This is a genomic window from Chryseobacterium sp. PET-29 (assembly GCF_025736815.1).
In the GTDB taxonomy this organism is placed as follows: domain Bacteria; phylum Bacteroidota; class Bacteroidia; order Flavobacteriales; family Weeksellaceae; genus Chryseobacterium; species Chryseobacterium nepalense.
Map to the genome: position 1 here is coordinate 3,511,170 of NZ_CP107053.1, position 24,882 is coordinate 3,536,051.

General features: G+C 38.1%; 21 protein-coding genes, 2 tRNA genes and 2 rRNA genes. 13 read left to right on the plus strand and 12 right to left on the minus strand.

The window, feature by feature from the left end; all coding sequences use genetic code 11:
* The first annotated feature begins 166 nt into the window (after positions 1-166).
* From ODE14_RS15960 to rrf, 4 genes are all read left to right on the plus strand, one after another.
* Positions 167-240: transfer RNA gene (locus ODE14_RS15960), tRNA-Ile, on the plus strand.
* An 81-nt stretch (positions 241-321) separates the two neighbouring features.
* Positions 322-395 (plus strand) — tRNA-Ala (locus ODE14_RS15965).
* A gap of 158 nt (positions 396-553) precedes the next feature.
* Positions 554-3,318: ribosomal RNA gene (locus ODE14_RS15970) — 23S ribosomal RNA — on the plus strand.
* Positions 3,319-3,515: 197 nt separating this feature from the next.
* A 5S ribosomal RNA gene (gene rrf, locus ODE14_RS15975) occupies positions 3,516-3,623 on the plus strand.
* 448 nt (positions 3,624-4,071) lie between these two features.
* Here the strand turns inward: rrf and ODE14_RS15980 are convergent.
* The 7 genes from ODE14_RS15980 to ODE14_RS16010 all read right to left on the minus strand — a co-directional run bounded on the left by ODE14_RS15980 (position 4,072) and on the right by ODE14_RS16010 (position 12,260).
* Entirely contained in the window at positions 4,072-6,423 is a 2,352-nt protein-coding gene (locus tag ODE14_RS15980; RefSeq protein ID WP_263602134.1) for a phosphocholine-specific phospholipase C, read from the minus strand.
* Positions 6,424-6,495: 72 nt separating this feature from the next.
* Positions 6,496-8,202 carry a hypothetical protein gene (locus ODE14_RS15985; protein WP_263602135.1) on the minus strand — a complete coding sequence of 569 codons (1,707 nt, stop codon included), beginning with the start codon at positions 8,200-8,202 and terminating at the stop codon, positions 6,496-6,498.
* A gap of 10 nt (positions 8,203-8,212) precedes the next feature.
* Positions 8,213-9,010: an SDR family oxidoreductase gene (locus tag ODE14_RS15990; RefSeq protein WP_263602136.1), complete on the minus strand. Its 798-nt coding sequence runs from the start codon at positions 9,008-9,010 to the stop codon at positions 8,213-8,215.
* On the minus strand, positions 9,007-10,236 hold the full coding sequence (locus ODE14_RS15995) for a 3-phosphoshikimate 1-carboxyvinyltransferase (RefSeq protein ID WP_263602137.1): 1,230 nt from the start codon (positions 10,234-10,236) through the stop codon (positions 9,007-9,009). Before ODE14_RS15995 ends, ODE14_RS15990 begins: the two co-directional genes overlap by 4 nt.
* An 85-nt stretch (positions 10,237-10,321) precedes the next feature.
* Complete coding sequence (locus ODE14_RS16000; RefSeq protein ID WP_248388707.1) at positions 10,322-10,648, minus strand: nucleotide pyrophosphohydrolase; 327 nt, start codon at positions 10,646-10,648, stop codon at positions 10,322-10,324.
* Positions 10,649-10,840 carry a hypothetical protein gene (locus tag ODE14_RS16005; protein ID WP_263602138.1) on the minus strand — a complete coding sequence of 64 codons (192 nt, stop codon included), beginning with the start codon at positions 10,838-10,840 and terminating at the stop codon, positions 10,649-10,651.
* Positions 10,841-10,850: 10 nt separating this feature from the next.
* Positions 10,851-12,260: a hypothetical protein gene (locus ODE14_RS16010; protein WP_263602139.1), complete on the minus strand. Its 1,410-nt coding sequence runs from the start codon at positions 12,258-12,260 to the stop codon at positions 10,851-10,853.
* 227 nt (positions 12,261-12,487) lie between these two features.
* Between ODE14_RS16010 and ODE14_RS16015 the strand changes: the two genes are divergently transcribed.
* From ODE14_RS16015 to ODE14_RS16050, 8 genes are all read left to right on the plus strand, one after another.
* A complete protein-coding gene (locus ODE14_RS16015) occupies positions 12,488-12,739 on the plus strand; it encodes a type B 50S ribosomal protein L31 (protein ID WP_002976190.1) in 252 nt (83 codons plus the stop codon).
* Positions 12,740-12,895: 156 nt separating this feature from the next.
* Positions 12,896-14,056 carry a GlmU family protein gene (locus ODE14_RS16020; RefSeq protein WP_263602140.1) on the plus strand — a complete coding sequence of 387 codons (1,161 nt, stop codon included), beginning with the start codon at positions 12,896-12,898 and terminating at the stop codon, positions 14,054-14,056.
* 99 nt (positions 14,057-14,155) lie between these two features.
* Positions 14,156-14,665, plus strand: a complete 510-nt coding sequence (locus ODE14_RS16025; RefSeq protein WP_248388698.1) for an RNA polymerase sigma factor — start codon at positions 14,156-14,158, stop codon at positions 14,663-14,665.
* Positions 14,640-15,317 carry a hypothetical protein gene (locus ODE14_RS16030; RefSeq protein WP_263602141.1) on the plus strand — a complete coding sequence of 226 codons (678 nt, stop codon included), beginning with the start codon at positions 14,640-14,642 and terminating at the stop codon, positions 15,315-15,317. Before ODE14_RS16025 ends, ODE14_RS16030 begins: the two co-directional genes overlap by 26 nt.
* Positions 15,318-15,381: 64 nt before the next feature.
* Positions 15,382-16,644, plus strand: coding sequence for a DUF4252 domain-containing protein (locus ODE14_RS16035; protein WP_263602142.1), 1,263 nt, complete (start codon positions 15,382-15,384; stop codon positions 16,642-16,644).
* 13 nt (positions 16,645-16,657) lie between these two features.
* Positions 16,658-17,158: a DUF4252 domain-containing protein gene (locus ODE14_RS16040; protein WP_263602143.1), complete on the plus strand. Its 501-nt coding sequence runs from the start codon at positions 16,658-16,660 to the stop codon at positions 17,156-17,158.
* Between the two features lie 160 nt (positions 17,159-17,318).
* Positions 17,319-18,779 (plus strand): IMP dehydrogenase, encoded by a 1,461-nt coding sequence (gene guaB, locus ODE14_RS16045; RefSeq protein WP_169232006.1) that lies wholly within the window; start codon positions 17,319-17,321, stop codon positions 18,777-18,779.
* Positions 18,780-19,068: 289 nt separating this feature from the next.
* A complete protein-coding gene (locus ODE14_RS16050) occupies positions 19,069-20,943 on the plus strand; it encodes a zinc-dependent metalloprotease (protein ID WP_263602144.1) in 1,875 nt (624 codons plus the stop codon).
* Positions 20,944-20,993: 50 nt separating this feature from the next.
* On the opposite strand, the gene ODE14_RS16055 is transcribed toward ODE14_RS16050, so the two are convergent.
* Positions 20,994-21,191, minus strand: coding sequence for a KTSC domain-containing protein (locus tag ODE14_RS16055; protein ID WP_263602145.1), 198 nt, complete (start codon positions 21,189-21,191; stop codon positions 20,994-20,996).
* Positions 21,192-21,280: 89 nt separating this feature from the next.
* On the minus strand, positions 21,281-22,351 hold the full coding sequence (locus ODE14_RS16060) for a DUF4407 domain-containing protein (RefSeq protein WP_248388686.1): 1,071 nt from the start codon (positions 22,349-22,351) through the stop codon (positions 21,281-21,283).
* 167 nt (positions 22,352-22,518) lie between these two features.
* Between ODE14_RS16060 and ODE14_RS16065 the strand changes: the two genes are divergently transcribed.
* Positions 22,519-22,929: a hypothetical protein gene (locus ODE14_RS16065; RefSeq protein ID WP_263602146.1), complete on the plus strand. Its 411-nt coding sequence runs from the start codon at positions 22,519-22,521 to the stop codon at positions 22,927-22,929.
* A gap of 39 nt (positions 22,930-22,968) precedes the next feature.
* On the opposite strand, the gene ruvC is transcribed toward ODE14_RS16065, so the two are convergent.
* Genes ruvC through ODE14_RS16080 form a run of 3 tightly spaced genes read right to left on the minus strand, consistent with a single transcriptional unit; the run spans position 22,969 to position 24,846 of the window.
* Positions 22,969-23,523: a crossover junction endodeoxyribonuclease RuvC gene (gene ruvC, locus ODE14_RS16070; RefSeq protein WP_248388681.1), complete on the minus strand. Its 555-nt coding sequence runs from the start codon at positions 23,521-23,523 to the stop codon at positions 22,969-22,971.
* Between the two features lie 55 nt (positions 23,524-23,578).
* On the minus strand, positions 23,579-24,106 hold the full coding sequence (locus ODE14_RS16075; RefSeq protein ID WP_263602147.1) for a 2'-5' RNA ligase family protein: 528 nt from the start codon (positions 24,104-24,106) through the stop codon (positions 23,579-23,581).
* A gap of 29 nt (positions 24,107-24,135) precedes the next feature.
* A complete protein-coding gene (locus tag ODE14_RS16080) occupies positions 24,136-24,846 on the minus strand; it encodes a diphthine--ammonia ligase (protein WP_263602148.1) in 711 nt (236 codons plus the stop codon).
* Between the last annotated feature and the right edge of the window lie 36 nt (positions 24,847-24,882).

A 24,882-nucleotide genomic window follows, 5' to 3' on the forward strand; every position in this document is an offset into this window, starting at 1 on the left:
AATCAGGGAATATAAAAATTACTCATTACCGATTACTTATTACTTATAAATATATTAAAAATACAAACCCACTAGAAATTAGTAACGGGAAAGAGATTGAGAAATGAATGAAGGTAATGCAGTATGAAAATATTACTTATTACTGATCACTTATTACTCATAACAGAGTCTCGTAGCTCAGCTGGTTAGAGCGCTACACTGATAATGTAGAGGTCGGCAGTTCGAGCCTGCCCGAGACTACTAATTAAAGTTTAAGGTTTAGAGTTTAAAGTTCAGGGTTTAAAACCCGGAACAAAAAACATAAAACCCGGAACACCTAGAGGGGAATTAGCTCAGCTGGCTAGAGCGCCTGCCTTGCACGCAGGAGGTCAAGGGTTCGACTCCCTTATTCTCCACAGTTTTGGAAGATTGATTTAAAAGTTACGGATGGAGCCAAAAACAACATCTGTTCATCAGTCGGAAAAGAAGACATTAAGATCATTGACATTAACGGTAAAGACATCACAAAGAGAAAACCGAGCACTTATAAGTGCTTGAGTAACCTAAAAATAGGAAAGAAATCGTTAAGGGCGTATGGCGGATGCCTAGGCTTTCAGAGGCGAAGAAGGACGTGGTAAGTCATGCGAAAAGCTCGGGGGATTGGCACACACGAATTGATCCCGAGATGTCCGAATGGGGCAACCCAATACATTGAAGATGTATTACTCTAAATTTATTTAGAGAGCAAACCCGGAGAACTGAAACATCTAAGTACCCGGAGGAAAAGAAATCGAAGAGATTCCGTAAGTAGTGGCGAGCGAAAGCGGATTAGCCCAAAAGTCTTTATATATTTAGAAGAACGTACTGGAAAGTGCGGCCATAGACGGTGATAGCCCGGTATTCGAAAGGTATATTAAGATGATAAATGAGTAGGGCGGGACACGTGAAATCCTGTCTGAATATGGGGGGACCATCCTCCAAGGCTAAATACTCCTGAAAGACCGATAGTGAACAAGTACTGTGAAGGAAAGGTGAAAAGCACTTCGAATAGAAGGGTGAAATAGAACCTGAAACCGTACGCCTACAAGCGGTCGGAGCAGATTAATTCTGTGACGGCGTGCCTTTTGCATAATGAGCCTACGAGTTAATTTTACTAGCGAGGTTAAGGACTTAAGGTCCGGAGCCGGAGCGAAAGCGAGTCTGAATAGGGCGCATAGTTAGTAGGATTAGACGCGAAACCTTGTGATCTACCCATGGGCAGGTTGAAGCTTTGGTAACACAAAGTGGAGGACCGAACCGGTTGACGTTGAAAAGTCTTCGGATGACCTGTGGGTAGGGGTGAAAGGCCAATCAAACTGGGAGATAGCTCGTACTCTCCGAAATGCATTTAGGTGCGACTGTCGTATATAAGTTTATTAGAGGTAGAGCTACTGATTGGATGCGGGGGTTTCATCGCCTACCAATTCCTGACAAACTCCGAATGCTAATAAATGTTCTACGGCAGTGAGGGCATGGGTGCTAAGGTCCATGTCCGAGAGGGAAAGAACCCAGACCAACAGCTAAGGTCCCCAAATATATGTTAAGTTGAAGCAACGCGGTTGGACTGCATTGACAGCTAGGATGTTGGCTTGGAAGCAGCCATTCATTTAAAGAGTGCGTAACAGCTCACTAGTCGAGCGGTCCGGCATGGATAATAATCGGGCATAAACATATTACCGAAGCTATGGATTTATAATTTATTATATCTGGTAGGAGAGCATTCTGTTTGCGCCGAAGCAGTATCGTGAGGTATTGTGGAGCGGACAGAAAAGAAAATGTAGGCATAAGTAACGATAAAGGGGGCGAGAAACCCCCTCACCGAAAGACTAAGGTTTCCTCAGCCATGCTAATCAGCTGAGGGTTAGTCGGGACCTAACGCGAACCCGAAAGGGGTAGTGGATGGACAATGGGTTAATATTCCCATACTTGCTCACACTAAAAAGGGGACGGTTCGATGTAGCTACTAAAGACGGACGGAAGTGTCAAGGCCTAGCCTTCGGGCGAAGCTGCTGTAGTGTAATCGGATCCAAGAAAAGCCGAAGTGAAGCAACCCGTACCAAAACCGACACAGGTGGTCGAGGAGAGAATCCTAAGGTGCTCGAGTGAGTCGTGGCTAAGGAACTAGGCAAAATAGTCTCGTAACTTCGGAAGAAGAGACGCCATCAGCAATGGTGGCCGCAGTGAAGAGGCCCAGGCGACTGTTTATCAAAAACACAGGACTCTGCTAAATCGAAAGATGCTGTATAGGGTCTGACACCTGCCCGGTGCTGGAAGGTTAAGGAAGGGCGTTAGCGTAAGCGAAGCGTTTGACTGAAGCCCCAGTAAACGGCGGCCGTAACTATAACGGTCCTAAGGTAGCGAAATTCCTTGTCGGGTAAGTTCCGACCTGCACGAATGGTGTAACGATCTGGGCACTGTCTCAGCCACGAGCTCGGTGAAATTGTAGTATCGGTGAAGATGCCGATTACCCGCAATGGGACGAAAAGACCCTGTGAACCTTTACTATAACTTCGTATTGACTTTGAGTAAGTAATGTGTAGGATAGGTGGGAGGCTTTGAAGCAGGCACGCTAGTGTTTGTGGAGCCAACGTTGAAATACCACCCTTTACTTACTTGGAGCCTAACTTCTTTAAAGAAGGACATTGCGTGGTGGGTAGTTTGACTGGGGTGGTCGCCTCCAAAAGAGTAACGGAGGCTTTCAAAGGTACCCTCAGCACGCTTGGTAACCGTGCGTAGAGTGTAATGGCATAAGGGTGCTTGACTGTGAGACCAACAAGTCGATCAGGTGCGAAAGCAGGACATAGTGATCCGGTGGTTCCGTATGGAAGGGCCATCGCTCATAGGATAAAAGGTACTCCGGGGATAACAGGCTAGTCTCCCCCAAGAGCTCACATCGACGGGGAGGTTCGGCACCTCGATGTCGGCTCGTCACATCCTGGGGCTGGAGAAGGTCCCAAGGGTTGGGCTGTTCGCCCATTAAAGTGGCACGCGAGCTGGGTTCAGAACGTCGTGAGACAGTTCGGTCTCTATCTATTGCGGGCGTTAGATGTTTGAGAGGGCTTGATTCTAGTACGAGAGGACCGAATTGAACAAACCTCTGGTGTATCAGTTGTACCGCCAGGTGCACCGCTGAGTAGCTATGTTTGGAAGAGATAAACACTGAAAGCATATAAGTGTGAAACTCGCCTCAAGATGAGACATCTTTTAAGGGTCGTGGGAGATGACCACGTTGATAGGCTACAGGTGTAAAGTTGGTAACAGCATAGCCGAGTAGTACTAATTACCCGTAGATTTATAGCCTATTCATAAGTAATGAGTAATAGGTAATGAGCAATCATGCTTATCATAACTTAGCTTAAGTATTTATAAGTGCAATACTGGTTTTGCCTTTGTGATGAAATTTACCGATAAAAACGGTTCAAGGTTCAATGTTTAAGATTCAAGGTTAAAAACTTTGAACATTAAACTAAAAAAACCTTACACCTATATACAACCTTTAGGGTGGTTTTAGCGGTGGGGCTCACCTGTTCCCATTCCGAACACAGAAGTTAAGCCCACCAGCGCCGATGGTACTGCGAAAGCGGGAGAGTAGGTCGCCGCCAGTTTTTTTACAAACCTCATACAGCAATGTGTGAGGTTTTTTTGTTTTTATATCCTAAGGAAAGAGTGAGAAGTAAGAAGTAAAATGTAAGAAGTGAGAAGTGAGTATTAAGATGTGGATGTTCAGGGTTTAATGTTTAGCGTTTAGAATTTAAAGTTTAAAGTTTAAAGTTTAGGACTTGTTAAGGTTTAAGTTAAGATTCAGGTATCAAGGTTTAAGCCGTACTTAAAATACCAGTCATGAATTTTATCAGACTTTATTACTCATTACCAATTACTCATTACTCATTGCTCATTACTCATTACTCATATAAGATAGGCAACTGCCCTAGCCTCGATAGCAGCGGCTACCCCACAGCGGGATGGAAAGAAGGGCTTTAAGCCCGGAAAGCTCTGGAGCGAGGAGTAAGAGCGGATAGCGAGAGATAGCTCCTGAAAAAGATATTTCTGTCATCAGCTCCAGTGCGGATCTGAAATAGAAGTTTTACCATTTTCCAGACGGCCCGCAAAATACCAACTGTTATGATCCGAAATTATTTGCAAATCGTACCAACCTTTTGTTTTATCTAGATTCACAATTATTTTTTCTTGTATTTTCATTAATGGAATTTTGGTTTTTCTTTTTTCGTAAAGATTTTCCATAGTGATATACGGGCTGATGCTTTCTTTTTTATTTTTCTTAATCATAATTTCAACCTGATTCTTTGATGGATCATTGACCAGGGTAATTTCCAAATCGGGGAATTGATCCCCTTTAAAGTTCCTGTAAAAGCCATTAGGTCCAAAAACTTCGTAGCCGTAAGTCTCGGTAGAAGTAACATGAGATAATTCCTGTTTAGCATAAAGTGTGTAGGAAAAGTAAAAATCATCTTCTTCAAATCTTGTCCTGTCATAAATAATAATCGGAACAGCCCTGTCGGTTAGATTTTTCATGATAATTTTCCCATTCTCGAGATTGACAAGATAATTATATGGAAGAGCATTAGACGGTTTGATTCCACGTTCCTGAATGTTAAGAATTTTGTCTTCAAGCTCATTCTCATGGTACCATTTCAAATCAGGAACAGGTTTATTTTTAGCGGAGTTGATGGTTTTAGTGTATTCCTTCTGATCCAGATAATTCATCTCAGGAATTTTAATATTGGCAGCATTAAACGCTGATGTAAGATCTCCGCATATGGCTCTCCTCCAATCGCTGATATTGTTTACAGTAACATCTTTTTTATATTTTTTTCGGATGAAGTTTTCTAAAAACATCAGCACAGAAGTATGATCCGACACTTCAGAATTTACGTATCCTCCTTTTGTCCATGGTGATGCGATGATCATAGGGACCCTGTAACCGAGACCAACTGTTCCTTCTACTTTTTCGTAATCTTTCATTAAAGGGGAAGCCATATACTCCTGCTTTTTGCTTACATATTCAACACCCTCTGTTCCATTCAGGTCTACAGGCTGACTGGGATTTAAAGGCGGTGCAAAAGGCAGAACATGATCAAAATAGCCATCATTTTCATCGTAGTTGATAATGAAAATTGTCTTTTTCCAGATTTCAGGATCACTTGTAAGGATATTCATCACTTCAGAAATATACCACGCGCCGTACCAAGGAGATCCAGGATGATCTGAAAAGCGTTCAGGCGCAATGAGCCATGATACCAGTGGAAGTTTATTATTTTCAACATCTTTCCTAAACTGATGTAAAACGTCTCCTTTCGGTATTACAAGTCTTTCGCCATTTTCATCATGTCCTATTTCCAGATGCCAATAATCAGGATCATTTATGTTGGTGGTGAATGCTTTTTCGTGAAGATTCCTTTCCTTCTGTGAGAGGCTTGAATATTGATCCGGGTGGTATTTTATTTTATCTTCCTCCAGTTCGGCAATCCTTTTTTCCAAACTGTCTTTCTGATCGGGATGTTTTTCAATTTCCTTTTTCAAATAGGCAATAATATTGGGAATATGCTCATAATAACCCTTCGAAAATTTTACATTAAAAGTTGAAAACCATTCGATAGGATTATCCGTAAAATTACTCAGCCAGGCTTCCTGCTCACCGGACATTCCTTTCGGAAGACTGATTTCATTCTGATAAATTCTCCAGGAAATATTCTGCTCTTCCAGTATTTCAGGAAAACTTTTCCATTTGGCCTGATGGTTTTTATCATAGTCAATATTTTCATTATAAACATTAGCCTTTACTTTTCCGTTTTTTTGTTCACGTAAGGTTCCCGACCAATGGAAAAGCCTGTTTGGGGTAGTTCCTGTTAGTGATGAGCAAAAATACTGGTCAAAGATTGTGAAAGCGTCCGCCAGCTGATAGTAAAAAGGGAGGTCCTCCCGGTTATAGTATCCCAAAGTCAAGGGAATGTCTTTATAGTTTTTATTATCAGATGCTTTGGCCTGAAGCCAGCGATCGTATTTTCCTTTGTTAAGCGCATGTTGCTGATTATTCCAGGAGTGAGGAAGAGAGCTCATCCATGTGGATTTGGTATTCTTTAGATCCAGGCGGGAAGGTGCTGCATACTTTCCGTAATTATTTTTCTGAAAAAATACGGAATGGCCGTCTTGTTTTATGAAAGCTCTGCGATCAGAAAATCCTCTTACACCTTTTAAAGCACCGAATGCGTGATCAAAAGAACGGTTTTCCTGCATGAGAATGACAATATGTTCCGCATCATAAAAAGTAGACTGTGCCGCTGGCTCTATCATCAAAGCCTTCAGAATGGCAGGATGTAGAACACTTGAAGTTCCCAGCCCGGCCAGCAAGATTCCAGACTTTTCCAAAAATTCTCTTCTTTTCATATGGATCGTAATAGAAAGAAACCGCAAGTTAACAGGTTTCGTTTTAATTTAATAATAATTCTAATGAGTAAATTAAAATCTGCTCAAAATCCCCCAGTGGATCTTAATATCATTAAACTTAAAAGGATTTCCGAATTCGTTACCGTTGGAAAGCTGGAAACTCATCAACCCGATCGGAATGAAGAAATTGAATCCAAGCCCGACACTATAGAGTTTGGGCTTCACATTGAGGGATTTGTTGTTGAGCTGTCCGTACTGCCCGAATACATCAAAAAAGGCCTGGCTTCCGATGAGATACCGGTACTCCAAACTTCCGTAATAATAAAAATCGGCGGCCAGGGAATTTTCATTGAATCCCCGCATGGAATTCCATCCTCCGAAACGGTACAATTCGTTGGCGGAAAAGTCGATCCTGGAGTCCATCATCGCGCCTTCGCCCTTGATGTTGAGGAAATGGTTCCCGTTAATATGGTAATTATGTTCTCCGAAAAAGTAAAACTGATTTTGCGGAGACGTGATATCATCTTTGGTATATCTCGTCGTCAGATAATCGTATCCGGCATTAATTCTCGTTTTGTAAAGGAAAAGATCAATATCCGTAGGTTCTATCATTTCAAACCAGATCCCGATTCCTTTTTTGTTGTAATCTTTCCCCTGAACATACAGCGTATCAATAATACTCGAGCTTTCAAAAGTTCCCCGGAGACCGATCTTGTTTCTTGAATTCAGATGATAATAGAACGCTGGAAGCGCTTTTACATTGGCAAAAGTAGAATCCTGACGGAAAATATTGACCTTCATATTCAATCCGACATTCGATTTGAAGAGATAGGGAACATCCGTCTGGAGATCAAATGTCTGCCCTTTATCCGGATTCCGCTGCCAATAAAGATTGATGGTTTCAAAGCTGTTGAATATGTTCCTGAAATTTACATTCAGGGTTCCGTTCAGTGTGAATTTATCTGTTTTATCATTCCCGAAACCTATTACCCCGTCGAAGCTGTTGGTTTTTTTCTTCTCCATGAAAAGGTAAATACTTGTGGAATCTTTTGTAAACATAGTCTGCGGAGGACGTTCAAGGCTGACAAACTGATGGCTCTGAAAAGATTTATTAATGGCCAGAAGATTTTTATCATCATAGGTTTTGCCTTTAAATTCTTTTTCAAGATTTTTAATAAACCTTTTCGGAACACTGGTGTAGCCTTTCACTACAAAACCGTCGATGGTTCTTTTATCATTTTTATTGATGTCAAGCTCTACAACCGGATATCCGTTTTTCTGACCTTTATATTTCGATTTTATCCTGCTGAAGGCAAAGCCGTCATCAATATACTTTTTGTTGATGCTTTTTTTGGTTGAATCTAAATTTTTAGTGAAAAAATCTTTCTGAACTTTTATTTTATCCGAAATAGAATCTGAGAGCTTCACATACGTTTCATTGAAGTTTTTCCCTTTATGAAAAACAATTTCCGTTGTATCTCCCATTTTTCTGACTTCTTTCAGCTGGGTGAAAAAATAGTTATTCTGAGCCAATGAATCTAGAAATTTCACGGCAGAAGCAGAATCTTTCACCTTTTTTTTTACTTTTGTTTCCGAATCAATAAGAAAATAAGGCTTCTTCTGCGCCTGAATAAAAACGCAAAAAAGGATAAAAAATATTTTTAAAATTAATTTCAATTTGTCATTCTGAATGTAATGGAACGGAATGAGGAACCTTAATAAAAAACAAAACCCTTCACTGCATTGTATTCCATTCAGAATAACAATGCATCCAATCATTTAACTGTTTTTAGGACAGTTTATTGTATTTCTTCATTAAATTTTCATAAATTCCCTGAGGAAGAATCCACTTTAAAGGAACTCCTATTTTCTGCCCGAATTTTCCAAAGTAATAGTGAGCTTTCCATTTGTTTTTCTGTAAAAGCAAATCTACATACTCCGCGACTTCCAGAGGTTCTGTTCCGTCTCCTACATGGCTGTTCATCAAAGCATATACTTTATCGAAAACACTCTTATAAGGTTCCGAAACTTTGGTACGTACCCGATTTTCAGCAATATTCGTTTTAATATCCCCAAGATGCAACGAGCAGACATGGATATTCCACGGATACACTTCATAACGCATAGCTTCTGTCACTTTATCCAGAGCAGATTTTGACGCAGAGTAAAACCCGCGGAAAGGCAATCCCATTTCGCTTCCGATACTGGAAACATTGATGATCTGTCCGAATTTATTTTCCCTCATCTTCGGCAGTACGGCACTCATCATCTGAACAGCCCCCACCAAATTGAGATTAAATAATTTTAAAATATCTTCTTTTGAAGAATCTTCCACAGCACCCACCATTCCCATTCCGGCATTGTTGATCAGAACATCAATTCTGTTTTCTGTTTTCAATACTTCGGCAATGGCATCTTGTACTGCATTATTATCTGTAACATCTGTTGGAATAGATGTAAAATAACTGCTTTCGGTATGCTTTCGGCTTAATCCGTACACTTTATGACCTTTCTTCCCGAAATATTCTGCCAGCACGAATCCTATTCCTGAAGAGGTTCCGGTAATGATGATTGTTTTTGTATTCATGAGTTTTCAGTTAAAATAATTTGTAAATCTTCCCAAAACTTCGGATAAGACTTTTCTACTACATCTTCGTCTTCAATCTCTAATTCCTGAATAAGACAGAAAGGAGCAAAAGCCATTGCCATCCTGTGATCCTGATAAGTCTTAATGGAAATGTTATCTTCAGGCTCATTAAAGCTGATTGATTTAATCGAAAGATCTGTAAATTCAGTTTCCGTGCCCAATTTTTTTAATTCATTATGCAGTGCTAAAAGCCTGTCGGTTTCTTTTACTCTTAATGTTCCAAGTCCTGAAATTTCGAAAGGGATTTTTAAAGCTGCTGCTGTAACACAAAGGGTTTGCGCAATATCCGGGCAGTTGTTCATATCTAAGACAATCTTTTCAGGAAGAATAAAGCCGGAATCCGGTTTTAGCGTGATGGTATGATCTGCATCGCTGAAAATCGTTTTGATTCCGAAAAACTTCTCATAAATCTTTGCAATGGCAGAATCTCCCTGGGTGGATTCTTTATAAAAGCTTTTCAGATGAATGGTCTTTCTTCCCAAAGCTGCAAAAGAATAGAAATATGAGGCGGAACTCCAGTCGCTTTCTACTTCATAATTGATGATTGATGATTGATGATTGATGAAAGGCTCAACTTTGATTGTGTTTCCGATGAAGCTGTTTTTAATTCCGAATCGGGTTAAAATATTCAAAGTCATCTCAATATAAGACCTCGAGGTGACTTCGCCAACCAGGTTTATTTCCAAACCGTTTTCAAGTTTTCCTGCAATCAACAATAGGGAAGTGATGAACTGGCTTGAGATATTTGCCGGAACATCAACTTTTGGCTGAGTGATTTTTCTTCCTTTAATCTTCAAAGGCGGAAATCCCTCATTTTCCATATATTCGATTTCTACGCCAAGACTTTTTAGAGCCGTCACCAGATTTTTGATCGGTCTTTCTTTCATCCTTTGGGAACCTGTCAAAATCGTTATTTTCCCATTTTGGATAGAATAATACGAGGTAAGAAAACGCATCGCTGTTCCCGCGTGATGAATGTCTACCACGTCTGTATTTTCCGATAAGGCCTTTTTTAAAAGACTGGTGTCTTGAGAATTTGAAAGGTTTCCAATTTGTATATTTTTAAACAGACTTTCTAAAATCAACAAACGATTCGAAATACTTTTCGAACCGCTGATTTGTATAGTCTGATTTTCTTTTAATTCTGATTTTTTTAGCTTCTTCATTATTTTCAGTAGGGAAGTTGGAGGCCGGAAGCAGAAAGTCATTTACTGTATTAAACTTCCTTCTTCTATCATCCGTCTTCCTGCATTATTTTAATTTCCCGTTATTCTGATGTCTATCTTTATCCCGCTCCGTTTTTACTTTCATTTTTTTATCGAATGCTTCCTGCAGATTGACACCCGTTTGATTGGCTAAACATAATGTTACAAATAACACATCAGCCAGTTCTTCGCCAAGATCTTTACTTTTGTCGCTCTCCTTTTCACTTTGTTCGCCATATCTTCTTGCGATAATTCTTGCCACTTCGCCAACTTCTTCTGTCAACATAGCCATATTGGTAAGTTCATTGAAATAACGGACACCAATGGTTTTGATCCATTCATCAACTTGTTGCTGCAGATTGGTAATTTCCATTTAATTTTTAATATTAATCTTTTCTTCTAAAGCTACGATTTTCGTTCTTAAGGTTTCGTTTTCTTCTTCATACTGGGAAGGATTGCCTATGTATTCCGTAAAGTCGGCAAACTTTTTAAAAAGTTTTCTTACCGTAACATAAACAATAATTAATGTAATGAAAGCTCCTGTTTTTACAATATTGAAATCCATTTATCTTAATTTATTGATATTGATAAGCGCCTAAAGTAGGATTTGAGGTTCTTGAGGATCCGGCAATATCCGTAGGAACTGTTGCTGCAACGGTTGTACTTCCTTTCCCGATTGCCGGAGAGTTCTGCTTAACTCTTAAATTCATCTGGGCTGCAAAATAATTGACAAACAACGGATCCTGGTTTTTCACCAGCTGAATAACACTTGGCGCAGTATCCAGGAACCCTGCTTCCGACTGACTGGAATATTTCAGCAGACAGTTTTCAAAAGTAAAATTAAACAGCTGTCCGGGAGTCTGCTCAAAAAATACTGAATTGTCCCGGTCTGAGTACACGATACTGTTTCTTACATTCAGGATCAGTGCACCCTGCTCCGTCTGGTTCGATTCATTTTTCCATTCATTGGTAGCAAATATTCCGTTTCTGTTATAAGACTGCAGAAGATCAGAATAATTGACAATGGTACAATGTGTTAAATTGTAGGTTCCGCCCCTGAAGATTCCTATTGCAGATTCTCCGCAGTTGTTCATTACCAGGTTTCTTGCCGTAATTGTTGATCCGATGGAATAAATTCCATATTCCTGGAAAGTATGGATGAATGAATTGCTGATGGTAGCATTGGCCTGCTTCATTTCCAACCCTTTTGTTCCTCCGAAAAGCCTTGTATAATTCATGTTTAACGTAGATCCGGGCTCCATTTTAACTGAATTCCAGTTTTTAGGAATGGTATCATAGGCAGGGTCATTTCTGTCGCCGCGAAGTGTGACATTGTTGGTAAGTGTCCCGTTAATATTGAGTGTCGCACCCTGGAGCACTTTCATTCCGCTGTTTTTATGGAAATAAACTTTGGTTCCCGGCTGAATATTCAGGATTACATTCTGATCAACTGTAAGGTCACCATAAATTATTTTAGCTTTATTATTGGTCCAAGTAGCATCAGACGTTAAGATATTGGGGTTGGATGAACTTTTGATAAAAAATTCTGCATCCTGAACTACGGAGAAAAGCACAACATTTTGCTGTCCCGCAGGACTTTCAAAAAGAATTTTGTCTTCCGCAATCGCTTCAGGACCTGTTGCTTCCGGAGCAATTTCCACGAAAATATAAAGGCTGTCTTTCTTTCTCAGGGCAACATCTTTAAAATCATATCCCGGTTTTCCGTCTACATTGATTTTATATAAAGATGATGCACCTTTTTCCAGATGTATTCTCGGGATCAGGATGTCTTTATCTTCATTATTATAAACCTTTACGGCATATGTTTCCGAACGAACCTGATGATAAACGGTATCACAAAAAACCGTGTCTTTTGAAAAGCTCAACTTTTGTGAAGGAGCATCAAAACTGATATCATCTTTATTACAAGATACAGTCATCACAAGCATCCAGAAAGAAAAAGCCAGTAGTAATTTGATTTTCATCGAAATTAAGTTTAATAAATTTCAAATGTAACGAAAATACTTTAAATTTCTTATGAAGAAAAAAATATTGACAGCTTATTTGCAAATTCAAAAAAATATTGTACTTTTGCAACCTAAAATTAGCAGAGAAATATCCATTACTATTTCGAAAGCAAACTTTAATTTTTAACATTGTATTATGAAACCGCAAGGTTACATGTGACATTAACAAAAAAAGAAATTTACACATGAAAAACGGAATCCACCCAGAAAATTATAGACTTGTTGTTTTCAAAGATATGAGTAACGACGAAGTATTTCTTTGCAAGTCTACAGCAGAAACAAAAGACACGATCGAGTACGAAGGACAAGAGTATCCTTTGATCAAAATGGAAATCTCTTCAACTTCTCACCCTTTCTACACTGGTAAAGTGAAATTGGTTGACACTGCAGGTAGAGTTGATAAGTTCATGAACAAATACAAAAAATTCGCTAAGTAATTTTTTGACATTACAATATTTTAAAGTCTTTCGATTTTCGGGAGACTTTTTTTATTGTAATTTTGTTGGAACTAGAATTAGGCGGTTAGTTTAGATAATAAAATCTAAGAACTTCCGACCCTAACTTCTAGGTTCTAACCCCTAACTTCTATCAAAATGCAATTAGTATTTTCAGATGCGCAATACTGGGAAGATTTTCTTCCGCTTACTTTTACCCGTCCCATTGCCGAAATGCGGTGCGGAATTCTCAAGTTTTCCGAAAGATGGCAGAAAATTTTAGAAAACACTGAGATCTCCTTTTTTACGGAATCTTATTTACAGAAAAAATTTCCTGAACCTGAAAAGAAGGAAAGTCTTTTTCTGGTAACGAACTTCCTGCCGACTGAAAATGTCATCCAGCAAATCAAAGACCTTAAACAGGGAGAAGCTTTGGTGTATGAGGATGAATTAATTGCGGCTAAAATTAATATGGACGGCTTCTCTCTCAACCAGATTGAGAAAATGACGGATATTAAAGAAGAACTTGTGTTCTTTAAAAAGCCATCGGATCTTTTTACCTATAATCAGAAAGCGATAGATTTTGATTTCGAATTATTAACCCGAGGAAAAGCCTCGCAGGAACTTTCTTCTACCAACGGATTTTTAGGAGATAAAAATGATCTTTTCATTGAAGAGGGGGCACAGATTGAATTCTCAACTCTTAATACGAAAACAGGAAAGATTTATATAGGAAAGAATGCTGAAGTAATGGAAGGTTGTCATCTGCGTGGGCCGATTGCACTGTGTGAGGAATCCAAATTTAATTTAGGAGCAAAAATCTACGGAGCTACAACCATCGGTCCGTATTCCAAAGTGGGAGGTGAGGTCAGCAATATTATTATTTTCGGGTATTCCAATAAAGGGCATGATGGTTTTATCGGAAATTCGGTAATCGGGGAATGGTGTAATTTCGGGGCAGATTCCAATTCTTCCAATATGAAGAATAATTACGGAAATGTAAGATTATGGAATTACAGAAGAAAGGCTTTTGAAGATACAGGGCTTCAGTTTGCCGGTCTGATTATGGGAGATCATTCTAAAACTGCCATCAATACACAGCTCAATACAGGAACGGTTGTGGGTGTGGCATCCAATATTTTTAAAGAAGGCTTCCCGCCTAACCTTGTTGAAAATTTTTCTTGGGGCGGATTTAAAGATGATGAAAAATTTAAATTGGATAAAGCCTATGAAGTTGCAGAACGTGCCATGGCAAGAAGAAAAGTGGCCTTAAAAGATGAGGATAAGGCTATTTTAAAACATATTTTTGATCATTATTAATATGATGAATAAAGGAAACTTCAAATTTTTTTGAAGTTTTTTTCTTTTAGATGTAATAAAATGTAAAATCTGACTGTCTTATCTATAGAAACAAAACTTATGACCCAAGAAACTTTTAGAAGTACGGTATTCATTCTCAAAAATGAGATGTATCGCTTTGCGAAGAGATTCGTCATGAGTAGTGATGAGGCGGAAGACGTGGTGCAGGATCTGATGATCAGATTCTGGCAGAAAAAAGATGAGCTGGAACAGTTCGGGAATTTAAAATCGTATGCATTAAAGGCAGTCCGAAACGAATGTCTGAACAGGCTAAAGCACCACGATGTAAAAACCGGATTTGCAGATATGCAACTTCACAGATCGGAGCTTTACAGTATGGAAGTGAATAATCTGAAGGAACATATCATTGGTTTCATTAATCAGCTTCCGGAAAAACAAAAGATGGTTATCCATTTGAAAGATGTTGAAGAGTATGAAGTCTCGGAAATCGCAGAAATGCTGGAAATGGAAGAAAACGCAGTAAGAGTAAATCTTATGAGAGCAAGACAAAAAGTAAAAGAACAAATTTCACAATTGATGAGCTATGAGCAAAGACAAATTTCAAGATAAATACGATGAAGTCTTCCGAAATTTAAAGGAAGAAAAAATGGAGTGGGACTTTGAGGATTTCCTGAAACAGGCAGAAGGTAAAGAACATGCAAAAGACAATAGTGAAGCTCCTGTTATTCCGATCAACAATAAAAATAAACCGGCTTTTCCGAAATGGTTCTGGATGGCAGCAAGTACTGTAGTGTTGCTGAGTATAGGATTTATTTTTAATTATAATACTCATCAGAGTGTACAAGACCAGGCGCTGATGGTTGAAAATCAGATTAAAAGAGAGAAAAATAATTTCATCGAAGAAAATAATGAGCAGCAGGCACAGGTTGCTGTAAACCATGTATCGGATTCTGTTGCCGGGATCAAACAAGATTCGGTATTTCAGGGAAATACCTTAGCAGAAAAAGATTATTTAGATGAAATATTGCCGAAAAGAGGCAGGCTTAAAAAAGAAAGAAAGCCAAGGTATGTTGATAATTCCTCTTATCGTAAAGCGGCAAAAGATTCTACAGGCTATAAAGATTCTTACGTTATTGTAAACGGTAAAAGAATTGAAAATGTAGAAGAAGCCATTAATGTGACTAAGTATTCATTCCAAATATTTGCAAATAACGTCAGTGAAAAATTAGCAAAACCAACAGTCGTAGACGACGATTATTAATTAACCCTTAAAAAGATTATGCTCCTGATCAGGCACTAATAATCAAAAAAAATAAAATTGACTCATGAAAAAAATATTCATCATATTCGCATTCGCCTTCTCACAGTTCTTTAATGTGTACGGGCAGGATAAGCTGGACCAGCTTTTTGATAAATATCAGGAAGTGGAAGGTGTAACTTCCATAAAAATCGCAAAACCGATGTTCGGAATGCTCAGCAATCTGAATTTGGGCGATGCCGAACTCGATCAGATCAAACCTTTATTATCAAAAATAAATGGATTGAAGGTTTTCATAGCTGAAAAACCTGAGAATGCAGGTTCTGTGAACGGACAAAAACTGTCGCAGATTAACAGGGATATCAAATCTTATTTAAGCAATCTCAATTATAGTGAGATCATGACCATGAACAGCAACGGAGCAAAAATAAAATTTCTGTCTGCTGAAGAGAAAAATGGAATTCTTGATGATCTGCTGTTGAGTATTGACAGCGGAGGTGAAGAAAGCATCCTCATAAAACTGGACGGAAGGCTTTCAATGGATGATATCAATAAAATCATCAATTCTACCGAAACCAAAACAAACCCCGTAACGAATACCAAAAACAGTTTTGTTTCCCAAAATACAACGTCTTATCTGAACGGAGAATCCAGAAATGTGGGAGATTTCTCAGGCGTGCAGGTGAGTACGGGCGTGATTGTTAATTTTAAACAGGAAAATCCTACCTCTGTAAAGGTCATAGCAGATGCTGATAAGCTTCAGTATATTGTAACAAAAGTTGATAACGGTGTCCTGAAAGTGTATGTAGATAACAAAGGACAAAAGAATCTGAAATTCAAAAATATCAGCGTAAATGTTTCTTCGCCCAGGATAGATAATATTAAAACTTCTTCGGGAGCAATATTCAATGCTATCAATACAATAAATGAAAAGACCGTTTCAGTTGATCTTTCATCAGGATCTGTAATCAATGGTGATTTTAATTCGGATAATACAAAAATGGAGCTGAGTTCCGGAGCTGTTATCAATTCTACCATCAATACAAAACAAATTGCTGTTAAAGCATCCAGCGGAGCGGTTGCCAATCTTAACGGAAGAGTAAATGCGGGTTCAATAGACGTAAGTAGTGGTGCGGTTTGCAATTCGGAGAAATTTCAGTTCAATGAACTTGAGGCTGAAGCAACATCGGGAGGCGTTGTTACCGGTAATGTAGCGGAGCGTTTAAAAGCAACGGCATCTTCGGGAGGAAGTATTAAATATAAAGGAAATCCAAGAGTAGATGCCAATATCAGCAAAACATCCGGAGGAAGCTTAAAACAAATCAACTAAAAAAATACCAGCCATGAAAATATTTAAAACCATTTTTCTGATTATTTCCGTCATGTTTGTAATGCAGTCCTGTGTCGTTTCAGAAAAACCGAATATTGCGTATTTTTCAGATTCGGGAAAGGAATTCAAAGGAGCTAAATTTGTAAGCATCAATGTTCCGCTGTTTTTGGCTAAGCCTTATATCAAAAAAGCATTAAGAGAAGACGGAGAAGATGAAGATCTTATCAGGCTCGTAAAAAAGGTTTCGAAAATAAAAGTATTAACTGTTGAAAACGGAGACCGTAATATGCTGAGAGATTTCGCAAATTATCTGAATAATAATAATTATGAAGAATGGGCTATGATAAAACATAATGGCGACAATGTCAACATTCGGGTGAAACAAAAAGGTGACGCAATTAAAAATATGATGATCACTGTAAATTCAGATAAAGAACTTGTTTTTGTTGATATTAAAGGAAACTTTACAGCAGATGATATTTCAAGACTTATTGCTTCTGCAAAAGATAAGTAGACATTCATATTCAATCATATATTAAATTTCATTTGTACAAACCATTTCTTATCGGAGATGGTTTTTTTAATTTAAGTTATTGATTATTAAGTTTTATTTAAACTATTAAAATCGATTTTCGTATTTCATCAAAATACCTTAATTTTGCAAGAAAGTAAAGATGTCTATTCATAACAAAATTGTAGAGACAGCCATCACTTTCGATGACGTGCTTCTAGTCCCTTCTTATTCTGAAGTTTTACCTAATCAGGTTTCATTAAAATCAAGACTTACCGACAAAATTACGCTGAATGTTCCAATCGTTTCTGCTGCAATGGATACAGTAACCGAAGCTGAATTGGCAATTGCATTGGCAAGAGTGGGCGGTTTGGGTTTTATTCATAAAAATATGACGATTGCGGAACAGGCCGCTCAGGTAAACCGTGTAAAACGTTCCGAAAACGGAATGATTTCCGATCCTGTTACGCTTTCAAAAGACCATACGTTGGCTCAGGCTAAAGATACAATGGCGAAATATAAAATCTCCGGGCTTCCGGTGGTAGATGCCGAAAACACATTAATAGGAATTATCACCAACAGAGATGTAAAATATCAGGAAAATCTTGATATGAAAGTAGAGGAGATTATGACAAAAAATAATCTGATCACCTCCGATAAAAATACCAATCTTGAAAAAGCTAAAGAAATCCTTCTTAAAAACAGGGTAGAAAAGCTTCCGATCGTTGATGCTGAAAATAAACTGGTTGGTTTAATCACCATTAAAGATATTGATAATCAACTCGAATATCCGAATGCGAATAAAGATCAGAACGGCAGGTTAATCGTTGGAGCAGGTGTAGGTGTAGGAGAAGATACGCTGGAAAGAATTGAAGCATTGGTGAAAGCAGGTGTTGATATCATTGGTATTGATTCTGCACACGGACATTCTAAGGGTGTTCTGGATAAAATTTCGGAAATCAGAAAGGCGTATCCGGACCTTGATATCGTTGGCGGAAATATTGTAACGGCTGAAGCAGCCGAGGATTTGATCAAAGCTGGAGCAAATGTTCTTAAAGTAGGAGTAGGTCCTGGTTCTATCTGTACAACGAGAGTAGTTGCAGGTGTCGGAGTTCCTCAGTTATCCGCTATTTACAACGTTTACGAATACGCGAAGACTAAGAATGTTGCCGTTATTGCGGATGGGGGAATCAAACTTTCCGGAGATATCGTAAAAGCAATCGCAAGCGGGGCAGGAGCTGTAATGCTGGGATCCCTTCTGGCAGGAACAGATGAAGCACCGGGTGAAGAAATTATCTTCCAGGGAAGAAAATTCAAAACGTATCAGGGAATGGGAAGTCTTTCGGCTATGAAGAGAGGCGGAAAGGAAAGATATTTCCAGAGTGAAGCTAAAAAATTCGTTCCGGAAGGAATCGAAGGAAGAGTTCCAAGCAAAGGGAAGCTGGAAGACGTTATTTTCCAGTTAACAGGAGGCTTAAGAGCAGGAATGGGATATTGCGGTGCAAAAGATATTGAAGCACTACAAACAGAAACCAAAATGGTAATGATCACAGGAAGCGGATTGAAAGAATCGCATCCTCATGATGTAATTATTACTCAGGAAGCTCCGAATTATTCACTTTAAAAATAATTTTAAATTATATTAGAAAGCCATGCAACTGTGTATGGCTTTCGTTTTTTTATGTGATGAGGTTAAATTAAAATTTAATCAATGAAATGACTAATAAATTATTTTAGGTAAAACTTTCTTTTTACAGTGAATTTTCAAGAATAAATACAATATGAGAGAAAAAAAATAATTATTTAATATTTGTTAATTAATTTCGTTTTTATTGTATGATTGTAAGTAATTTAATCATTTTTATTTATTTATTCGTAATAAAATATTAAATTTACAACGAAAATAATATGCGATGAAAAAATTAATTTTATTAGGCTTATGTTGGTTTAGTGTTAGTTTATATGCTCAACAAAGACAATGGGTATGTGGTTTTGACGATACTCAAAAGCAGTTTAGCAAAGAAAATAAGGAAATTGGGGATATAATTCGCGGTAAAATTCGCAACCAGATCATCAGTCAGCAAAAAAAATCAGGCAAGCAGGGGGCTGCTTTCAAAACGGTGAATGGAGTTTATGAAATTCCTGTAGTTGTTCATGTAATCGTTCCTACCGGTTCTGCTCTGGGTTCTGCTTATAACAAAACGGATGCCCAGATCCAGGCTTGGCTGGATAACTGTAACCAAATGTACGCAGGAACCTACCAGTGGTCACAGGGAGTTCCCGCTGATTTTGGCAATGCAGCTGTAATGCCTATAAAACTGGTGCTGGCAAAAAGAGATCCTAGCTGTAATGCAACTACCGGGATCATACGATACAATGGCGGCACTATTACCGGATACGATACAAATGGCGTAAGAAAGGCTACTAATACGGGTGTTACTACAGCGCAGGTTAAAGCAATTGCACCCCACTGGCCGGAATCTTCATATTTTAATATTTATATTATTAATAAAGTTGATGGAGGTGGGCAATATGGAATTATGGGTTGGGCTGGTCTACCAACAAACCCTGACTCCTCATTTGAATCTTTTATGAAATCATTTGTAGTCACCTTACAGGATGATATTACACTGGCTCATGAATTCGGTCACAGTATGGGGCTACTGCATACTTTTGGAAGCGCAAATTCCAATCCGCCGGCAGGAACGACCTCTACAAGTTTTTGTCCTAGTCAGGCTTCTAACGACTGTACTGTAGATGATGACGGAATCTGTGACACAGAATGGTCAAGAAGTTTATTAAATGACTTTCCGGCTCCAACAAATAGTGATATGAATTACTGTACAGGAACCAATTACCAAGGTGTTCAATATAATATGATGAACTATACAAATCCTACGGCATTCAAATTTACTGATGGACAGCACGACAGATCCGCGCTTTACTTTTTTGCATTTCGGGTGGCGCTAAGTACTTCACTCGGGGCAACTGTTCCTGCATCGGCATCTTCCATAGGAATTCCTGTTGCAGCTTGTTCGCCAAGTGGTTTAACCAATGCAGCGACAAACAATTATCTGATAGGGCCGACATTAGTAAAGCTTGGAACGATCAATAATGGTTCTTCCGGCGTTTGGACATATGCTCCTAATTATTACGAAGATTATACTTCCTCAAGTTGTCTTAAAGCAACATCTACGGATTTGCAAGTGGGTCAGCTTCAAAACCTTCAGGTGAATGTGACTGATTCCGGGAACTCAATGCGCACATGGATTGATTACAACAATAATGGTACTTTTGAAGCTTCGGAATTGGTAGCTTCGCAAGATAATATTTCTGCCGATCCGGTTACTCTTATTGGTATTTCTAATACAACATTTACTCCCCCGGCTACAGCAGTCCTAAACACTCCGTTGAGAATGAGAGTTATAGTAGATTACCAGAATTCGAATATTACGCCATGTGGTCAATTAGTCTGGGGACAGGCTGAAGATTATACAGTTAGATTACTTAATACTTTAGCAACAAATGACGTGAAAACGGAAGGTAATGATTGGGTAATCTATCCTAATCCAATTACACAAGGAGGTGATGTTTTCGTTAGAGTTAAAAATGATAAAAATCTTAAAGTTACCATTTCTGATATGTCAGGAAGACTGGTGGCAACACCATCTTTAATGAAAGAAAGTAATGATACTTACAGGATAAAACACAATCTTGAAAAAGGAGTATATGTGGTTCAGGTTTCTAATGGAATGGATACAAAGACTTCTAAACTGATTGTTAAATAATTATGTTTGATTAGAACATATATATTGCCTCTGCTGAATGCAGAGGCATTTTATTTTACTTTTTTATATTTAAATTTTGGCTTAATCAAGTAATTTAAAAACCTTCCTTTCGACTGTACTGTTTTAAATCGTTCAAAAATTTCTGCGGGAACATCAATGTAATCATATACGGCACCGGACTGGTAGATTATTCTCAAAACCTCAGTCTCCGGAAAATAGTGGTATTTGTTGATTACTGAAGAAGGCATGCTAAATACCGAACAAAAAATGTTCCTTTGGAAACGGTTAAGGTCAAAAAAAGCCTCCCGGAACCCGAAAGGCAATGATTGTTATATTTTTATTGGTTTAATTTGTCTTTAAAATCATCAATTCTGAAATCCGTTAATGCATTTCCTTTTTCAATTTTCTCTTTTGAATAAAGCCGGAAATCATTTTCAGTTTTTTCCAATAGATAATCGTAAGGTCCAACATGAGATATTAATTTAACCAAAACCGGGGAAATTTCAAGGCAGATAAAAAGTCCCATGATAAAGGCGGCTGCGAGTCCGATGACGGCCGAATTTTTTCCCAATTCATCCAAAGCCTGAAGCCTTGCCGCAAAACCATTGAATTTGTCTTCAAAAGTTTCTGTAGATTTTCTTTCCGTTTCAAGATTGGTGTAGACTTTGGAGATTTCCTTATCAAGATATTCCAGTCGGGGAGCAACCTGTTTCTGGTAATTTTCCAGATCCTGGCGTCTTTGTTCCTTAAGTTCCTGTTTACGTTTGGCATTTGGCCCGAACCCTTCTTTACCGCTGGTTAACCCGGACTGTTTTCCGAGGATTTCTTTTTCCAGTTCTACAGAAGCAGAATCATAGGATTTTTGATAACTGGCAATTTTTTCGGTAATCTGTTTTTTTTCAGTTTCAAAAGGTCCGCTTTGCTGAAGAATTCTACCGTTCATCTCGCCCTGAAGCTGTTTTTTATTTCTTTGAATGATGGTGTTCAGCTGTTTATTGACTTCTTTTTCAAAAATTTTAAGTTCCAGGGGTTTTGAAATGATAATTCCCAGAAATGTTGCTAAGATTAATCTCGGAACAGCCATTAAAACCTGATTCCACCAGGTTCCGGTTTTTTTAATCGAAGAAACAATGTACCGGTCCAGATTGAAAATCATTAATCCCCACAAAACACCGAACCCAATAGAAGCCCAGATATTATCAAATACAGTATACATGGCATATCCTGCAGAAAGTGTCGCGAAAACAGCGGTAAATAAAACGATTCCGCCGATTCCGGCAAATTTGTTCCATTCGCTGGGGGTTTTTCTTAAAATATGAATGTTTCCTCCGGAGCAGACCATCAGAAACTTCTGGAACCAATTTATTTTATGATTCGCCTGATTTATAGTTTGTTGGTTATTTTTCATAACAGAAAATTTATACAAATGTACTACTAAAAACTATACCAATGTAAAAGATAGTATTATGTTTTACCAAGTATAACGGTTTCGTTGTTTATTTTATTGCAAATCAGTGGATTAAATTTATTCATAAAAAATTCTTATCTTTAGATATCAATCACAAAACAACTATTATGAAAAATGTAATCAATCTTTCAGCAGTATGCCTTGCAATGGTCTTTACTTCATGCAGTAAAGAAAAAGCCATTGACGATGACCTGAAAGAAGTTGCAGAAAATATCAACAAGACAACCCCGCAAAATTTAGCAGATGGTGTACGTCTTGACAGTGTTTCTGCCCAACCGGGAAAAATTTTCAGATATAATTATACATTGCTGGATGATGTAAAAGAAAGTGTAACACCGGAACAGATCGAAATGTTTAAAACAAGTGCTAAAGAAGGAGCTTTGCGCGTTGTAAAAGCTTCCCCGGACATTAAGCAATTTCGTGATAATGATGTGACCATGGTATATACTTATTACGATAAAAACGGAAAGCTGACGGCAGATTTTAAAATTACCCCTGCAGAATACAAATCAAAATAAAAAAATATCCCACAGATTGATAAGAGCTGTGGGATAATTTTATTTTAAACGATCGGGATTTTGTTTAAGAAAACTTTCCCAGCCGGTGTAAGATTTTGTATCGGTTATAGTCCCGGAATTGAAATGATGGCAAACGGCTACGGCCAGGCCATCTGAAGCGTCAAGATATTTTGTGGGAAATTCTTTTAAATTCAGTAAACTTTTTAGCATTCCTGCAACCTGCTCTTTACTCGCATTTCCGTTTCCTGTGATCGCCATTTTTATTTTTTTCGGTGAATATTCTGTAATGGGAATATTCCGGTGAAGGCTTGCTGCCATGGCAACCCCCTGCGCGCGGCCCAATTTCAGCATACTCTGTACATTTTTTCCGTAAAAAGGTGCTTCAAGTGCGACTTCATCCGGATGAAATTCATCAATAAGCGCCAATGTTTTATCAAAAATATATTTTAGTTTGGTTTCGTGGTTGGGATATTTCTTGAGCAGCAATTCATGAATGGATATCATTTCCATTTTACCTTTTTTTACGGAAATAATACCAAAACCCATTACGGTAGTTCCCGGGTCAATTCCTAAAATTATTTTCTCTGCAATCATCGGTTCAAAGATATGATTTTATATGATGTTATCTTGTAAATCATCAAACATCCTGTCAGAATATCAGCTTTTTTTCTGCTATCGGAACCCACTGTTGATCATGTCGAAGTAAAATTATTTTATCAACTAAGAAATTAGTTTTATATGCTTTTTTGTTGTAAACTTCCCAGGCCTTGAGATAATTTTCCCATGTCAGATCTCTATAGGCTACCGTCATATGAGGATTGAAAGAATAATTATTAAAATTAAATTTTGATTTTACTCTTTGGTAGAGTATCCGTAATGGCTCACTGTCTTCCGGTTGTATGTATATCACCGGATTTTTAGGATTTGCAAAACTTCCGAAACCATTAAGCAAGATTTCGAAAGGAGCAATATGCGTGTCAATATCATAGAATGCCCTAAAGATATCTTCTTCCCAATCTGCTTCTCTTGAAAAAGGAGGGCAAAGGGTAATATGGGCCTCGTTTTTTAATGCTTTTGAGTTTTCATAATGGAGGGCCAGATCTCTTTTGAAAATTTGTACCTCATCGATAATTTGTTGAGGTGGAAATATTGCAATAAAGTAAAGCTTTTTTGTCATTAAACTAAAGGCATAATATTTAAAAAGTACTATTTTGAAATCAGGTCGCAGAACCAGAAAACATATTCGCCGCTATGAGTGTTTTCATCAGTTTTTGGTTTTGGATAGCCTTTCTTTATTGTTTCTCCGATATCAAATGAAATAGGATTTTTAAAAATCGGGCCATCAAAAGTAAAGGTGTGGAATTCTCCGTTTTCACCACAAGGATCTACATTTTCAGGTAAATCCTTTATGAAATCTTTATCAATGATTCTTCCAGCAAAACTTTTATCAAGATACATTTCATTGACACAGGTTACAATGGTTTTAAAGCCTAAATCAAGGAATTCATGGATGAGGTTCGCAGTATTCTCTTTCCATAACGGGAAAACAGCTTTCATTCCGATTTCCGACAATTGTTCTTCCCGGTATTTTTTTAGGTCTTCCAGAAAAATATCTCCGAAAATCGAATGGGTAACACCAACGGATTTAATTTCGTTCATGGTTTTTGCCATCATTTCACGGTATTCTTCCATGGTCGGCTCTTTCGGAAGTTCCATTTTAATCAACGGAAATCCCAAACTTTCAGACTGCTTTTCCAATAGAGAAACAGGAACACCATGCATGGAGATTCTCTGGAATTCTTTATTAATGCTTGTCAGTAAAGAAGAGATTTCATATTGGTCTTCTTTTAAAATCTTATACAGAGCCAAAGCAGAATCTTTTCCGCTGCTCCAGTTGAAGATGGCTTTGGGTTTCATTGCTGATATGAACTTCAGGATTAAGACTATCAATAA

Excerpts from the sequence above, each read along its gene's own strand:
- ODE14_RS15990 (WP_263602136.1), bottom strand. The coding sequence starts at position 9,010 with ATGAATACAAAAACAATCATCATTACCGGAACCTCTTCAGGAATAGGA.
- ruvC (WP_248388681.1), bottom strand. The coding sequence starts at position 23,523 with ATGATTGCAGAGAAAATAATTTTAGGAATTGACCCGGGAACTACCGTA.
- ODE14_RS16020 (WP_263602140.1), top strand. The coding sequence starts at position 12,896 with ATGCAATTAGTATTTTCAGATGCGCAATACTGGGAAGATTTTCTTCCG.
- ODE14_RS16030 (WP_263602141.1), top strand. The coding sequence starts at position 14,640 with ATGAGCAAAGACAAATTTCAAGATAAATACGATGAAGTCTTCCGAAAT.
- ODE14_RS16010 (WP_263602139.1), bottom strand. The coding sequence starts at position 12,260 with ATGAAAATCAAATTACTACTGGCTTTTTCTTTCTGGATGCTTGTGATG.
- ODE14_RS16025 (WP_248388698.1), top strand. The coding sequence starts at position 14,156 with ATGACCCAAGAAACTTTTAGAAGTACGGTATTCATTCTCAAAAATGAG.
- ODE14_RS16080 (WP_263602148.1), bottom strand. The coding sequence starts at position 24,846 with ATGAAACCCAAAGCCATCTTCAACTGGAGCAGCGGAAAAGATTCTGCT.
- ODE14_RS16050 (WP_263602144.1), top strand. The coding sequence starts at position 19,069 with ATGAAAAAATTAATTTTATTAGGCTTATGTTGGTTTAGTGTTAGTTTA.
- ODE14_RS16075 (WP_263602147.1), bottom strand. The coding sequence starts at position 24,106 with ATGACAAAAAAGCTTTACTTTATTGCAATATTTCCACCTCAACAAATT.
- ODE14_RS16005 (WP_263602138.1), bottom strand. The coding sequence starts at position 10,840 with ATGGATTTCAATATTGTAAAAACAGGAGCTTTCATTACATTAATTATT.
- ODE14_RS15985 (WP_263602135.1), bottom strand. The coding sequence starts at position 8,202 with ATGATTGGATGCATTGTTATTCTGAATGGAATACAATGCAGTGAAGGG.
- ODE14_RS16060 (WP_248388686.1), bottom strand. The coding sequence starts at position 22,351 with ATGAAAAATAACCAACAAACTATAAATCAGGCGAATCATAAAATAAAT.
- ODE14_RS16035 (WP_263602142.1), top strand. The coding sequence starts at position 15,382 with ATGAAAAAAATATTCATCATATTCGCATTCGCCTTCTCACAGTTCTTT.
- ODE14_RS15995 (WP_263602137.1), bottom strand. The coding sequence starts at position 10,236 with ATGAAGAAGCTAAAAAAATCAGAATTAAAAGAAAATCAGACTATACAA.
- ODE14_RS16055 (WP_263602145.1), bottom strand. The coding sequence starts at position 21,191 with ATGCCTTCTTCAGTAATCAACAAATACCACTATTTTCCGGAGACTGAG.
- ODE14_RS16000 (WP_248388707.1), bottom strand. The coding sequence starts at position 10,648 with ATGGAAATTACCAATCTGCAGCAACAAGTTGATGAATGGATCAAAACC.
- ODE14_RS16065 (WP_263602146.1), top strand. The coding sequence starts at position 22,519 with ATGAAAAATGTAATCAATCTTTCAGCAGTATGCCTTGCAATGGTCTTT.
- ODE14_RS16015 (WP_002976190.1), top strand. The coding sequence starts at position 12,488 with ATGAAAAACGGAATCCACCCAGAAAATTATAGACTTGTTGTTTTCAAA.
- guaB (WP_169232006.1), top strand. The coding sequence starts at position 17,319 with ATGTCTATTCATAACAAAATTGTAGAGACAGCCATCACTTTCGATGAC.
- ODE14_RS15980 (WP_263602134.1), bottom strand. The coding sequence starts at position 6,423 with ATGAAAAGAAGAGAATTTTTGGAAAAGTCTGGAATCTTGCTGGCCGGG.
- ODE14_RS16040 (WP_263602143.1), top strand. The coding sequence starts at position 16,658 with ATGAAAATATTTAAAACCATTTTTCTGATTATTTCCGTCATGTTTGTA.